The 12,847-nt window shown below is 71.7% G+C and carries 14 protein-coding genes and 1 riboswitch; of the genes, 5 read left to right on the top strand and 9 right to left on the bottom strand.

Features of this window, described 5'->3' with window-relative positions; all coding sequences use genetic code 11:
• Positions 1-6: 6 nt before the first annotated feature.
• From BJY16_RS34885 to BJY16_RS34870, 4 genes are all read right to left on the bottom strand, one after another.
• On the bottom strand, positions 7-702 hold the full coding sequence (locus BJY16_RS34885) for a nucleotidyl transferase AbiEii/AbiGii toxin family protein (RefSeq protein WP_185043808.1): 696 nt from the start codon (positions 700-702) through the stop codon (positions 7-9).
• Positions 703-863: 161 nt separating this feature from the next.
• The gene (locus BJY16_RS34880) at positions 864-1,205 is read right to left on the bottom strand and encodes a hypothetical protein (RefSeq protein WP_185043807.1); all 342 of its coding nucleotides are present in this window, start codon (positions 1,203-1,205) and stop codon (positions 864-866) included.
• 825 nt (positions 1,206-2,030) lie between these two features.
• The gene (locus tag BJY16_RS34875) at positions 2,031-2,669 is read right to left on the bottom strand and encodes a hypothetical protein (protein ID WP_185043806.1); all 639 of its coding nucleotides are present in this window, start codon (positions 2,667-2,669) and stop codon (positions 2,031-2,033) included.
• Positions 2,670-2,754: 85 nt separating this feature from the next.
• Positions 2,755-3,255 (bottom strand): hypothetical protein, encoded by a 501-nt coding sequence (locus BJY16_RS34870; protein ID WP_185043805.1) that lies wholly within the window; start codon positions 3,253-3,255, stop codon positions 2,755-2,757.
• Between the two features lie 47 nt (positions 3,256-3,302).
• On the opposite strand from BJY16_RS34870, the gene BJY16_RS34865 reads away from it, so the two are divergent.
• A complete protein-coding gene (locus BJY16_RS34865; protein WP_373873486.1) occupies positions 3,303-3,674 on the top strand; it encodes a VOC family protein in 372 nt (123 codons plus the stop codon).
• A 53-nt stretch (positions 3,675-3,727) separates the two neighbouring features.
• Here BJY16_RS34865 and BJY16_RS34860 read toward each other — a convergent pair whose 3' ends face one another.
• The gene (locus tag BJY16_RS34860; RefSeq protein WP_185043804.1) at positions 3,728-4,294 is read right to left on the bottom strand and encodes a helix-turn-helix domain-containing protein; all 567 of its coding nucleotides are present in this window, start codon (positions 4,292-4,294) and stop codon (positions 3,728-3,730) included.
• A 195-nt stretch (positions 4,295-4,489) separates the two neighbouring features.
• Here BJY16_RS34860 and BJY16_RS34855 point away from each other — a divergent pair, with 195 nt between their 5' ends.
• Complete coding sequence (locus tag BJY16_RS34855) at positions 4,490-5,254, top strand: class I SAM-dependent methyltransferase (RefSeq protein WP_203759255.1); 765 nt, start codon at positions 4,490-4,492, stop codon at positions 5,252-5,254.
• Here BJY16_RS34855 and BJY16_RS34850 read toward each other — a convergent pair.
• On the bottom strand, positions 5,189-6,229 hold the full coding sequence (locus BJY16_RS34850) for a helix-turn-helix transcriptional regulator (protein ID WP_185043802.1): 1,041 nt from the start codon (positions 6,227-6,229) through the stop codon (positions 5,189-5,191). The two genes, BJY16_RS34855 and BJY16_RS34850, sit on opposite strands and share 66 nt — an antisense overlap.
• Positions 6,230-6,290: 61 nt before the next feature.
• Here BJY16_RS34850 and BJY16_RS34845 point away from each other — a divergent pair, with 61 nt between their 5' ends.
• The gene (locus BJY16_RS34845; protein WP_185043801.1) at positions 6,291-6,740 is read left to right on the top strand and encodes a hypothetical protein; all 450 of its coding nucleotides are present in this window, start codon (positions 6,291-6,293) and stop codon (positions 6,738-6,740) included.
• A gap of 22 nt (positions 6,741-6,762) precedes the next feature.
• Positions 6,763-7,251 (top strand): CbrC family protein, encoded by a 489-nt coding sequence (locus BJY16_RS34840; RefSeq protein ID WP_203759259.1) that lies wholly within the window; start codon positions 6,763-6,765, stop codon positions 7,249-7,251.
• On the opposite strand, the gene BJY16_RS34835 is transcribed toward BJY16_RS34840, so the two are convergent.
• Genes BJY16_RS34835 through mgrA form a run of 3 tightly spaced genes read right to left on the bottom strand, consistent with a single transcriptional unit; the run spans position 7,233 to position 9,735 of the window.
• Positions 7,233-7,997 carry a nucleotidyltransferase domain-containing protein gene (locus tag BJY16_RS34835; protein WP_185043800.1) on the bottom strand — a complete coding sequence of 255 codons (765 nt, stop codon included), beginning with the start codon at positions 7,995-7,997 and terminating at the stop codon, positions 7,233-7,235. The genes BJY16_RS34840 and BJY16_RS34835 overlap by 19 nt on opposite strands.
• Before the next feature lies 1 nt (position 7,998).
• Complete coding sequence (locus tag BJY16_RS34830; RefSeq protein ID WP_185043799.1) at positions 7,999-8,691, bottom strand: nucleotidyltransferase domain-containing protein; 693 nt, start codon at positions 8,689-8,691, stop codon at positions 7,999-8,001.
• Between the two features lie 48 nt (positions 8,692-8,739).
• Positions 8,740-9,735, bottom strand: a complete 996-nt coding sequence (gene mgrA / locus BJY16_RS34825; protein ID WP_185043798.1) for an L-glyceraldehyde 3-phosphate reductase — start codon at positions 9,733-9,735, stop codon at positions 8,740-8,742.
• Between the two features lie 51 nt (positions 9,736-9,786).
• A riboswitch (glycine riboswitch) is annotated at positions 9,787-9,877 on the top strand.
• Positions 9,878-9,953: 76 nt separating this feature from the next.
• On the opposite strand from mgrA, the gene gcvP reads away from it, so the two are divergent.
• Entirely contained in the window at positions 9,954-12,764 is a 2,811-nt protein-coding gene (gene gcvP / locus BJY16_RS34820; RefSeq protein WP_185043797.1) for an aminomethyl-transferring glycine dehydrogenase, read from the top strand.
• Positions 12,765-12,847 lie beyond the last annotated feature (83 nt).

The following is a 12,847-nucleotide window of genomic DNA, read 5'->3' as shown; positions in this document are numbered from 1 at the left end:
CGCAGGCTATGCCCTGGGCCAGTCCGCGAGGCGTTGCCTGAGCTGCGCGATCTTCTCGGCGTCCAGGCCGTAGAGGGTGAACCGGACATCATCCAGCCGGTCCAGGTAGCGTCCCGCGTCGGCGATCTCCTCCGGCTCCAGCGCCGGGTCCGCGGCGTAGGCCAGCTCCAGAACCCGCTCCAGCGGATAGCGCTCCAGCGCCGCGGCCACGTCGATGTAGTCGCGGACCTCGCGGCGGGTGACCAGCGCCGCGACCTTCGTGGCGACCAGGTCGTCGAGGTGCATCACCGGGCCCAGGTCCATCACGACCGGCGTGCGCTGGCGGTCCAGCCGGCACAGGGTGAGCCGCAGCGCCCGGTGCTCGCCCGCGACGAGGAACTCCTGGATGTCGGCGTCCATCCCGGCGAACAGCTCGTCGCCCTCCTCGCGGACCACCCGGTAGCCGGCCTCGGTCAGCGCGGCGACCACCTCGCCAGCCGCGGCGAGGACCGCGCCCTCGGTGTCGGTGAACAGGTCGATGTCCTCGGTGGGGCGGGCGACCAGGCCGTTGACGAGCCAGGCCACGCCGCCGCCGAGGACGAAGCGGTGCTTGTCGGCGACCGCCAGAGCAATCCTTGCGACCTCGCGATAGAAGTCGTCGACGCTAGGGTTGGTCACGCTATTTCCGGTGATTTCGGGCGGGGTGGGTCGAGATTGCCGCATCTTTAGCCGGGCAGCCAGTGGTGGGCATTCGGCGTTTCCGGCCCGCCGGCGAGCATGGGGTGGAGTCCATCCGGCTTATCGCGCCGTGTCGGGCACGTGTCGTGGAGCGCGGCCGGCCATTCTCGGCGGTGGGTCGAGTGGGCACGGAATGGGCCGGCTATTCACGCCGCGAGGCGAGCGCGCAACCGTGGATGGCGCGCCTCCCACGCCGCCCGGACGCCGCGTGGCAGATTCAGCTCCGGCCAGACCCGGAGCAGCGTCGCGCCGTCCAGAAAGGCGCGCAACTCGTCGACCCGGATCGATTCGCGGAGCACATTCTCATACATCCACAGGAGCATCGTGTGCTGCCCGAGATCGAACGCGCGCTGCGGATGCCACCACAGCCGCAACGGCAACTCGACCAGACCGCAGGTGGGACCGCGCAATTCGGCGAGCGTGCCGGCCACGACGACCGGCCGGTGCGGCCGGGCCAGGTGGACAACGGGGGCGGCGCTCGCGGACATGCGCCCAGCCTAAACCGTCATACCGGCAGGAAAGCAAGCTCCTAGATTCCTAGGATGCACATACATCGTGCGGCAACTCACGATTCGCTTCGATTTTATTTCGTACGTCCAATGCACGGCCCCGCCGAGCAGGCTTCGGGCCGCTGCCGGTCACGACCGACTGCCCGCGTCGGGCCGAGGCTTCCGGTCACCGAACGCCCGTTTACCGGCGCGCGGCTCCCCGTGAGCTTCTGGCCCCATAACGCCGGTTCGGCGGGCGCGGCTCCGCACCAGGAATGGGAATTCGCGTTCATTGATGGCCCGGGGTCCCGGCGCGGCAGGCGGCGTAGCGCCCATTCGGTCCCTCCCCTCGTGGCCAGCTCGGCGCCTGATCCGGAGCCTGCGCTCGTGGCCAGCCCGGCGCCTGATTTCGAGCCCGCGCTTGCTGCCGCGCCCCGCCCCGTGTCGGAGCGCAGTCCCGCGCTTGACTCGCCTACCGCATTCCGGACGGCCAAGGACGATGCCGACTGGGCCGTCGTGTATGCCCGTTGGGCGGCGCGCGACTGGCCGACGACCGCCGACCTGTTGATCGCGGTGCTCGAACTGGACAGCGAGGCGCACGAGAAGGCGGACGACGGTCGGCCTGTTCAGCCACCCGCCACCAGGGCTGAGGGCGGCACTGCACCGGGCCGGGTGAGTCACGGGAGGAGGCGGCCCCGCACCCGGCCGCTTGAGTAGGCGAAGCGGCGGTACTGCGCCCGGCCGCCTCAGTCAGGCGGAGCGACGGCACTGAGCCCACCCGGCTGAGTCAGGCGGGGCGGCGGCACTGCGCCCGGCCGGCTGAGGTCAGGCGAAGCGTTCGGTGGTCAGCGGGACCAGGCCGCGCCGCCGGACGTCCGCGGTGAGTTTGCGGAGGACGTCGCCGACCACTTCCGGGCTGTCGCCGGCCAGCAGGACCGTCACGTCCAGGCCCCAGGCGAGGCCGCTGCCGACCCGGCGCAGGTTCCAGGCGAACAGGTCGTTGCCGGCCCGTCCGCGGCCGCCCGGGATGCCGCCGTTGCTGGCGCCCGGCCAGGTGTCGTTCAGGTCGGCCAGGTGGTTGTCGCGCAGTTCCTTGGCGAACAGCACCCGGTAGACGCGCCTCTCGGCGAACCCGTCCGGGGTGTCGTCCACGCTCAGCCGCAACGGCGCCGTCGTCGCGAAGCGCACCCACTCCCCGAAGTGCCCGCGCAGCGACTCCTCGGCGGGCAGCGGCCGGCCGGCGAGCCCCCGGTAGACCTGGGCAGCCCGGTCCCGGGTGACCGGCGTGACCGTGGCGAGCAGGTGCTCGTCCGTACGCAAAGCCTTGCCGAACGATCCGGCGCCGCGCCACCCACCGCTGCCGGCGGTCCACATCGCGCCGCCGAGCCCCACGGTCACATGGTCGTCGCCGTAGGCGAACTCCTCGACCAGGATCCCGTCTCCGGCGAGCAGGTAGTAGTCCATGGATCGATTGAACCCATCGACGCGCGTCCGCTGCCCATCGACGCGCCGGAGCGGGTGTCGCGTTGCCGACCTTGATCGGAAACGGTTAGGCCTCCACCTTGAGGATGACCGCTTCGCCGTTGGTGGCCGCCGCTCTGAATAGGGCGGCGACCGCCTCGGTGGTCTCGACCACCTCGGCGGCCGTCTCCGGCTCGTAGGGCCGCTGATAGCCGAGCTCCGCGAACCGGGCGGCCAGAGCTGCGGCGTGCTGCCGGGCCCAGGCGCCGGGCTGCGCGGTCGCGAGGAACTCGGCGATCGTCCGCACGTCCGCGGCCGGCAGGTAGCCGGTCATGGCGTTGTCGTCCCAGTTGTCCGGGACGATGACGAAGTGCTCGACGGCCCGCCGGGAGGCGTCGCTGGTCACGCCGCAGCCCAGCAGCGCGCCGACCATGGCTCCGGTGTCCTCGGCGCCGACCAGTCGTTGCTCGCGCACCTGCGCGGCGAACTCGTCGTCGAACCAGCCGGGCACGAGGCCGGCGAGGTCCCAGGGCGAGAGGTCGGCGATCCTCGCCTCGGGGACACGTTTCCAGAAGTAGTCGATGCTCATGTGACCTGTCCGTTGCTGTGGATCTTGAAGTGGGGGAGATTAGCGTCGTGGCGATCGGACGTCTACACCACCTGATCCTCGACGGCCCGGACCCCCTGGGGCTGGCGCGGTTCTGGAGTGCGGTGCTCGGGGAGCCGGTCACCTACGACGACGGGGACTTCGTGGTGGTCGCGAAGGACACCACGACGTCCGGGATGGCGTTCCAGCGGGCGCCCGATCAGCGGGCGGCGACCTGGCCGGATCCGGCGGTGCCGCAGCAGATGCACGTCGACGTGATGGTCGACGACCTGGCGGAGGCGGCCGCGGCGGTGCTGGCGCTCGGGGCGGTGCGGCTGGCCGGGGAGAACGTCTTCGCCGATCCGGCTGGGCACCCGTTTTGCCTGATCAGGCGGCCGGGATGGGCGCCGCCGGTGGGGTGAGGTGTGGTGGCCGGGCGGCTCCGGGCGTACCGAAAATCGGGTTTGATCTCGGGCTAGTGATGCGGGCCCAGGTGGGAGCGCTCGCCCTCCTGGTCGAGGATGCAGAGCACCTCGGCCGGGCCGCCGGTCGAGCCGAAGGCGTGCGGCACCATCGTGGAGAACTCGGCGGCCTCCCCGGCCCGGACCACGATGGTGCGCTCGGCCAGGCGCAGCACGATCGTGCCGGAGAGCACCACGAACCAGTCGCGACCGGGGTGGACCCGCAGGTCGGCGGGGACCGGGCGGTCGACGCGCAGCTTGGCGACGGTCATCCCGGCCGGGGCGCTGTCCCGGGTGAGCAGCCAGGTGGTCATGCCGCGCTGCTCGTCGTGGTGCGGGCGAATCACCACGTCCTCGTCGCGGCCGGACTCGACGAGCTGGTCGAGCGTGGTGTTGAGGGCGCGGGCGATGGCGGCCAGCTGGTCGAGGGCGATCCGGCGGTGGCCGGTCTCGATCCGGCTCAGCGTGGACGGGGTGAGGTAGGCGCGGGAGGCCAGCTCGTCGAGGGACCAGCCGCGGGCGACCCGGAGGCTGCGGATGCGCTGGCGGACGAGGGCGTCCAATTCTCCGTCTTGCGTCATACGCAAGATGCTATGCCGGTGGCGCAAGGCGACGCTACCGTCGTGGGCATGGCACACGAACACGGTCACGGCCAGCACGGTCACGGCCAGCACGGTCACGGACAGCACGGTCACGGACAGCACGGTCACGGACAGCACGGTCACGGCGAGCACGGACACGGACACGGCGATCACGGCCATGGGCAGATGGCGGAGATGCTCGATCTCGACGCCGAGGTGCTGGCCGACTACTACCGCGAGGTGATCGGCTGGGCCGGCCAGCTCGTCCCGGCCGATGCCCGGATCGTCGACCTCGGCGCGGGCACCGGCACCGGGACGATCGCCCTTGCCCGGCAGCTGCCGGGCGCCACGCTCACCGCTGTCGACGTCGACGAGCAGATGCAGGCCCGGCTGCGCGAGCGGGCCGGCGAGGCGGGTTTCGGCGACCGGATCCGCACGGTGCGGGCCGACCTCGACGGTGACTGGCCGGAGCTGGGCCCGGCCGACCTGGTGTGGGCGTCGGCGTCCCTGCACCACCTGGCCGATCCGGCACGCACGCTCGGGCAGGTCCGCGAGGTCCTCCGGCCCGGCGGTGTCTTCATGATCGCCGAGTTGGAGGGGTTCCCGCGTTTCCTGACCGACCCGGCCGGGGCGGCGCTGGAGGAGCGCTGCCAGGCCGAGCTGGGCCGGTTGCGGCTGGAGGCCGGCATGCACATGGGCCTGGACTGGGGCGCCCAGCTCAAGGGGGCGGGCTTCGACCTGGTCGGTGAGCGCAGTTTCGTCATCGAGCTGCCGGCCCCGCTGTCCGCGACGGCGAGGCGGTATGCGCAGGTCGTTCTGGACCGCACCCGCGAGCGCCTCGCGGACCGCTTGAGCGCGGCGGACGTGGCCGCCCTCGGCGCGATCGTGGCGGACCTACCCGGCCGGGACGACCTGGTGGTCCGGGCCACCCGCGACGTCTGGATCGGCCGCCGACCCTGACCGGGGATAGAGCCGGGCCATCGCCCGGATCGTCGCGGCCATGTGGGCGACCAGCGCGGGCGGTTCGAGGACCCGCACGTCGGCGCCGAGCCGAAGCAGGCTCGCGGCCGCGTGCGGGACGCTCTCCAGCGGGATCGTCGCCTGCCGCCAGCCGTCCGGCCCGGGATCGGCCAGGGTGCCCCGCGCCGTCCGGGCGGCCCGGGGCCCGAGCAGGTCGGGCAGGTCGGCGACGCCCCGCGGGCTGAGAGTGACGACGGCGACCTGGTCGGTGTCGGACTGCTCGAAGCGTGCCACGTGGTGCTGCCAGAACTCGGCGAGGTCGAAGCCGTCCGGCCGGGTGAACCGGTCCGGCAGCAGCCGCAGGCCGGTGATCGCCGAGACGCGGTAGGTGCGGGGCCGTTCGTCGCCGACCGCGATCAGATACCAGACTCCGGCCTTGAGGACGAGGCCGAGCGGCTGGAGCCGGCGGGTCACCTCGCCCGGCTCGGGCGACCACCGCCGGTACCGCACCTCGATCGCCTGGTCCTGCCAGAGCGCCTCAGCGACGGCGAGCAGGTGCGGCACCCGGCCCGGTTCCCGGTACCACCCGGGGGCGTCCAGGTGGAACCGCTGCCGGATCCGGATCGACGCGTCCCGGTACGGCGTCGGCAGCGCCGCCATCAGCTTCAGCTCCGCCGCGGCCACCTGCGCCCCGAGCCCCAGCTCGGCGGCCGGCTGCGGCATCCCGGTGAGGAACAGCGACTCGGCCTCCTCCGCGGTCAGCCCGGTCAGCCGGGTGCGGTAGCCGTCCATCAGCTGGTAGCCGCCGGTCGGGCCGTGCTCGGCGTAGACCGGCACCCCGGCGGCGACCAGCGCCTCGACATCGCGGTAGATGGTCCGCGCGGTCACGTCCAGCTCGGCGGCGAGCTGGGTGGCGCTCATCCGTCCCCGGTTCTGCAGCAGGAGCAGCAGGGAGAGCAGTCGGCTGGCACGCATCCGCGGATTCTCCCAGGCCCCTGACAGAAGCTGTCAGGGGTAACGTCCCATGATCATCGCCATGAACGACTTCGACTTCCTGATCGGCTCCTGGACCGTGCTCAACCGGCGGCTCACCACCCTCTTCAGCGGCAGCGACGACTGGGTCACCTTCCCCGGCACGTCGACCGGCCAGCAGATCTTCGGCGGCGGCGGCAACATCGACGAGATCGTCTTCCCGACGCTGGGCAGCAGCGGGTTCACCCTGCGGCTGTTCGACGTCGAGCGCGAGGAGTGGTCGCTGTACTGGTCCAGCAGCCGCACCGGCCGCCAGTACCCGCCGGTGACCGGACGGTTCGCCGGCGGCCGCGGCGACTTCTACGGCGACGACACCCACGAGGGCAAGCCGATCAAGGCGCACTTCATCTGGTCGGACATCACCCCGACGTCGGCCCGCTGGGAGCAGGAGTTCTCCGCCGACGGCGGTCAGACCTGGGAGTCCAATTGGGTCATGGAGTTCACTCGCGTGTGAGGGGCTGTGCCAGGATCGCGCGGTGGAGCTGCCCGACTTCCCGTACCACCCGGATCCGATCGCGACCGGCGCCATCCGGCCCGAGCCGGTTCTCTGCGCCTGCTGTGGGCGGGAGCGCCCGATGACCTACGTCGGGCCGGTCTACGCCGTCGCCGATCTACGCCGCCGGCTGTGCCCATGGTGCATAGCCGACGGCAGTGCGGCGGCGAAGTTCGACGCGCAGTTCACCGACGCGGTGGGGGACCTGCCGGACGCGGTCATCCGGCGCACGCCGGGCTTCTCCGGCTGGCAGCAGGAGACCTGGTTGGCGCACTGCGGGGACGGCGCCGCGTTTCTGGGCGAGGTGGGCGCCCGGGAGATCGAGGCGCTGCCGGACGCCCGGGAGTCGCTGGTCGAGCATCTCGGGGACGAGACCCTTCTCGCCTATCTCGTCCCCGACGGCGCCATCTCGGCGTTCCTGTTCCGGTGCCGGCGCTGCCGGGCGCACCTCGCCTACGCCGACTTCTCCTGAGTCGCCAGGCGGGTGCGGACGACCAGGTCGTGCAAGGCGTCGACGGCCTCCCAGGACGGCTTGCCGGGCAGCGGCGAGCTGTCCCGGGCGGCCTCCAGCTCGGCGCGCAGCCGCGGGATGTCGGCGGTCAGCCGGTCCGCCGCGCCCGGCGGGAACGGGCCGTGCTCGGCCTCCCGCTTCGCGGTGATCAGGTCCGGCACGTAGTCGATGCCGGCGCCCAGGATCCGCAGGTCGGTCTCCAGCCGCCCGGTGCGCATCAGGTGGATGCCGGTGAGCAGCACCCGCAGCGTGTAGAGGGCCGGCTTGAGCTCGCCGTTCTTGGCGTAGAGCTTCTCCTGGCTGTGCGAGAAGCCCAGGTAGTGATAGGCGTGGTTGCGGGTGATCAGCCCGGGGGCCAGCGCGACCAGCTCGGCGTGCAGCGGCGAGGTGAGCACCACCAGCGGCGACAGCAGCTGCTCCAGGACGTAGCCGTTGCGGCTCGTCAGCAGCTTGGCGAACTTCAGCAGGTCGTGCGAGACCACGTCCAGCTCGACACCGTCCCGGACGCCGCCGCGCTGCAGCGTGTCCGGGCCGGTGCGCAGCCCGACCACCTCGGCCGCCGGCAGCACGTGCGCGCCGCGCAGGTCGAGGTCGGAGTCGACCGAGGCGAACCCGTACAGGTGCGCCCCGCTCACCGTGCAGAAGATCAGGGGATAGGGCAGCTGCCGGGCCGCGTCCGCCGCCCACTCCGGCACTTCGGTGGTCATCTCAACCCCTCTTCCCGTACGCCAGGAGCCCGCGTTCCCGGATCCCTCGCAGCAGCTCGTCGACCCGGCCCCGGTCCGGACGCTCCGGCAGTGTCGTGGCCGCCGCGGCCTCGTCCAGCTCCCCGAGCAGCGTCGCGGCCCAGGCCGTCACGTCCTCCCACGGCACCAGCCCCTGCTTGATCGCGAGCAGCCGGTCCCGCAGGTGCCGCACGTCGACCAGCACCTCCCCGGTACGCAGCACGTGCGCCCCGGCCATCAGCAGCCGGATCATGTGCATCGCCTGCTTGTGGTTGGTCTCCCCGGTCCGCGCCCGGCGCGCCGCGACCCGGTCGAGCTGGTCCCGCGCGTAGTTGCCGTAGGTCTCGGCGACCCGCCGGGACAGGAACGCGGTCCGGACGCCGCGCAGTTCCTCGCCGTCCGGCGTGATCCGCTCGACGATCGGCGACCAGAGCACTTCGAGCACCGTCGGGTTGGCCTGCAGGGCGAGCGTGCAGAACCGCTCGACCTCCCAGGAGAACTGCTCCTCGGCCGGCCCGTCGAGGTGCGTCGGCGGCTTGTCCAGCCGCCAGAAGTCCCGGGTCGGCGCGGCGTAGACGCCGCGCCGGTCGTGGTCGCTGTCCGGCCCGTCCAGGCCGTAGGCCCGGGACCCGACCACCACGCCCAGGATCGTGTGCTTCTCGACCAGCCCGCTCATGCCCGCGAACGGTAGTCATCCCGGTCGCGGGCACGCACCGGATTTAGCTCAGAGGTCGAGCACGGTGCCGTCGATGGCGTCCAGCTCGTCCTGGGTCAGCGACAGGTTGTCCAGGGCGGCGATGTTGTTCTCCAGCTGCTGGACGCTGGACGCGCCGATGATCAGGCTGGTCATCCGCGGGTCGCGCAGCGCCCAGGCGAGGGCCAGCTGGGCCAGGGACTGCCCGCGCGACTTGGCGATGTCGTTGAGCGCGTGCAGCCGGCCGAGCGTCTTGGCGTCCAGGGCCTCCTCGTTGAGGAAGACGCTGGTCCGGATCCGCGAGTCGTCCGGGATGCCGTTGAGGTACCGGTCGGTGAGCAGGCCCTGCTGCAGCGGGCTGAACGCGATGCAGCCCGCGCCGGCCTCCTCCAGGGTGTCGAGCAGGTTGTCGTGCTCGATCCAGCGGTTCAGGATCGAGTACGACGGCTGGTGGATCAGCAGCGGCGTGCCCAGCTCGCGCAGGATCGCGGCGGCCTGCGCGGTCTGCTCCGACTTGTAGTTGCTCAGGCCGACGTAGAGCGCTTTCCCGGACCGCACGAGGTGGTCCAGCGCGCCCATCGTCTCCTCGAGCGGGGTGTCCGGGTCGGGCCGGTGGTGGTAGAAGATGTCGACGTAGTCGACGCCGAGCCGCTTCAGCGACTGGTCCAGCGAGCTGACCAGGTATTTCCGCGAGCCGAAGTCGCCGTAGGGGCCGTCCCACATGGTGTAGCCGGCCTTGCTGGAGATGATCAGCTCGTCGCGGTGGTGCTTCAGGTCACCGGCCAGGATCCGCCCGAAGTTGGTCTCCGCGCTGCCGGGCGGCGGCCCGTAGTTGTTGGCCAGGTCGAAGTGGGTGACCCCGAGGTCGAAGGCGCGGCGGACGATGTCGCGCTGGCGGTCGGCGGGCCGGGTGTCGCCGAAGTTGTGCCACAGGCCCAGCGAGATGGCGGGCAGCTGGAGCCCGCTGCGCCCGGCGCGGCGGTAGGTCATGGACTCGTAACGATCATGAGCAGCGGAATACGTCACACGCCCAGCCTAGGCATTCCGATCATGACCGGTCGCACTGGTAGGTTGGGTGCCAGCCGCGCGGGAGAGACCTGCACATCCAGGCGCCGAAGGGGCAACTCCTCCCCGGAATCTCTACAGGCAAACGGACCGCGCGGGCAGGCGACTCTGAAGTGCCCCGATGTGGGTATGACAGAGGGGGAGGGCGTTGTCAGCCTTCTCGAACCTGGGAGTCGCCCATGACCTCGTCATTCACCCACCGCCACATCGGCCCGCAGGCCGATGAGCAGGCGGAGATGCTCAAGGCGGTCGGGTACGAGTCGCTCGATCAGCTGATGGACGCCGCGATCCCGGAGTCGATCCGGTTCCACGGCTCCCTCGACCTGCCGGCCGGCATCGGCGAGGAGGAGACGATCGCCGAGCTGCGCGCCATCGCGGCGCGCAACACCCTGGTCACCCCGATGATCGGTCTCGGCTACTACGGCACCCACACGCCCGCGGTGATCAAGCGGAACGTGCTGGAGAACCCGGCGTGGTACACGGCCTACACGCCGTACCAGCCGGAGATCAGCCAGGGCCGCCTGGAGGCCCTGCTGAACTTCCAGACCATGGTGACCGACCTCACCGGGCTCACCACGGCGAACGCGTCGATGCTCGACGAGGCCACCGCGGTCGCGGAGGCCATGACGCTCGCGCGCCGCGCGTCCAAGGTCAAGAGTTCGGTGTACGCGGTGGACGCCGACACCTTCCCGCAGACTCTGGCCGTGCTGCGCACCCGGGCCGAACCGCTGGGCATCGAGGTCAAGCTGGTCGACCTGGACCGCGACGAGGAGCTGCCCGAGGAGTTCTTCGGCCTGCACCTGCAGTACCCGGGCGCGTCCGGCGCGGTCCGCGACCACGCCGCCCTGGTCGAGGCCGCGCACGCCAAGGGTGCCCTGGTCACGGTCGCCGCCGACCTGCTGGCGCTGACGCTGCTGCGGGCGCCGGGCGAGATCGGGGCGGACATCGCGGCCGGTACGACGCAGCGCTTCGGCGTACCTCTCGGTTTCGGTGGCCCGCACGCCGGCTACCTGGCGGTGCGCAGCGGTCTGGAGCGCAGCCTGCCCGGCCGCCTGGTCGGGGTGTCCAAGGACGCCGACGGCGCGCCCGCCTACCGGCTCGCGCTGCAGACCCGCGAGCAGCACATCCGCCGGGAGAAGGCGACCAGCAACATCTGCACCGCGCAGGTCCTGCTGGCCGTGATGGCCAGCATGTACGCGGTCTACCACGGCCCGGCCGGCCTGCGCGCCATCGCCAAGCGGACGCACGACCACGCGTTGACCCTGGCCGGCAGCCTCACCGCGGCCGGCGTCGAGGTCGCCCACCAGGCGTTCTTCGACACCGTCACGGCCGTCGTGCCGGGCCGCGCCGAGCAGATCGTGGCGGCCGCCGCGGCGAACGGCGTGGACCTGCGCCTGGTCGACGCCGACCGGGTGTCGATCTCCACCGACGAGACCACCACGGCGGCGCACGTCGAGACCGTCCTGGCGGCGTTCGGGGCCACCGTCGCCGAGCCGGCCACCTGCGGCGCCAAGCCGCTCGCCCGGACCAGCGACTACCTGCACCACCCGGTGTTCAACACCCACCACTCCGAGACGAGCATGCTGCGCTACCTGCGCAAGCTCTCCGACCGGGACTACGCCCTGGACCGCGGCATGATCCCGCTGGGCTCGTGCACGATGAAGCTGAACGCCACCACCGAGATGGAGGCGGTCACCTGGCCGGAGTTCGCGAACATCCACCCGTTCGCCCCGGCGTCGCAGACCGAGGGGTACGAGCACCTGGTCGCCCAGCTGGAGGGCTGGCTCGCCGAGATCACCGGGTACGACGCGGTCAGCGTCCAGCCGAACGCCGGCTCCCAGGGCGAGCTGGCCGGCCTGCTCGCGATCCGCAGCTACCACCGCGCGCGCGGGGACGTGCACCGCGACGTCTGCCTGATCCCGTCGTCGGCGCACGGCACGAACGCGGCCAGCGCCGTCATGGCCGGGATGCGGGTCGTCGTGGTCGCCTGCGACGAGAACGGCAACGTCGACCTGACCGACCTGGCCGCCAAGATCGAGAAGCACCGGGACGCGCTGGCCGCGATCATGGTGACCTACCCGTCCACCCACGGCGTCTACGAGACCGGCATCGCCGAGCTGTGCGAGCGGGTCCACGAGGCCGGCGGCCAGGTCTACGTCGACGGGGCGAACCTGAACGCCCTGGTCGGTTTCGCCAAGCCGGGCAAGTTCGGCGCGGACGTCTCGCACCTGAACCTGCACAAGACGTTCTGCATCCCGCACGGCGGCGGTGGCCCCGGCGTCGGCCCGGTCGCGGTCCGCGCCCACCTCGCCGACTTCCTGCCCGGCAACCCCCTGGAGGCCGGCGACCACCACGCCGTCTCGGCCGCCGCGCACGGCTCGGCCGGCATCCTGCCGATCTCCTGGGCGTACGTGCGGATGATGGGCCCGGACGGGCTGGCCCACGCCACCGCCACCGCGGTGCTCGCCGCCAACTACGTGGCCGCCCGGCTGCGCGAGCACTACCCGGTGCTCTACGCGGGCGAGCACGGCCTGGTGGCGCACGAGTGCATCCTGGATCTGCGGCCGATCACCAAGGCCACCGGCGTCTCCGTGGACGACGTGGCGAAACGGCTGATCGACTACGGCTTCCACGCGCCGACCATGTCGTTCCCGGTGGCGGGCACCCTGATGGTGGAGCCGACCGAGAGCGAGGACCTCGCCGAGCTGGACCGGTTCTGCGACGCGATGATCGCGATCAAGGGCGAGATCGACCAGGTCGCCGCGGGCACCTGGCCCAAGGACGACAACCCGCTGGCGAACGCGCCGCACACCGCCTCGGCGGTCACCGCGGACGAGTGGTCGCACCCGTACCCGCGGTCGGTGGCCGGCTTCCCGGAGGGCGTCGACCGGACGGCGAAGTACTGGCCGCCGGTGCGCCGCATCGACGGGGCTTACGGGGACCGGAACCTGGTCTGCTCCTGCCCCTCGCCGGAAGCCTTCGAGAGCTGACATCGGTCATCTCGCGCAGGTCGCGGTCCACGGATCGCGGCCTGCGCCGTCTCTGTCCAGCCGGGCGTTCGTTTTGTTACTCT

The organism is Actinoplanes octamycinicus (assembly GCF_014205225.1).
Lineage (GTDB): Bacteria > Actinomycetota > Actinomycetes > Mycobacteriales > Micromonosporaceae > Actinoplanes > Actinoplanes octamycinicus.
Note: the sequence above shows the minus strand (reverse complement) of the source record. Positions and strands in the feature narration are given on the sequence as shown.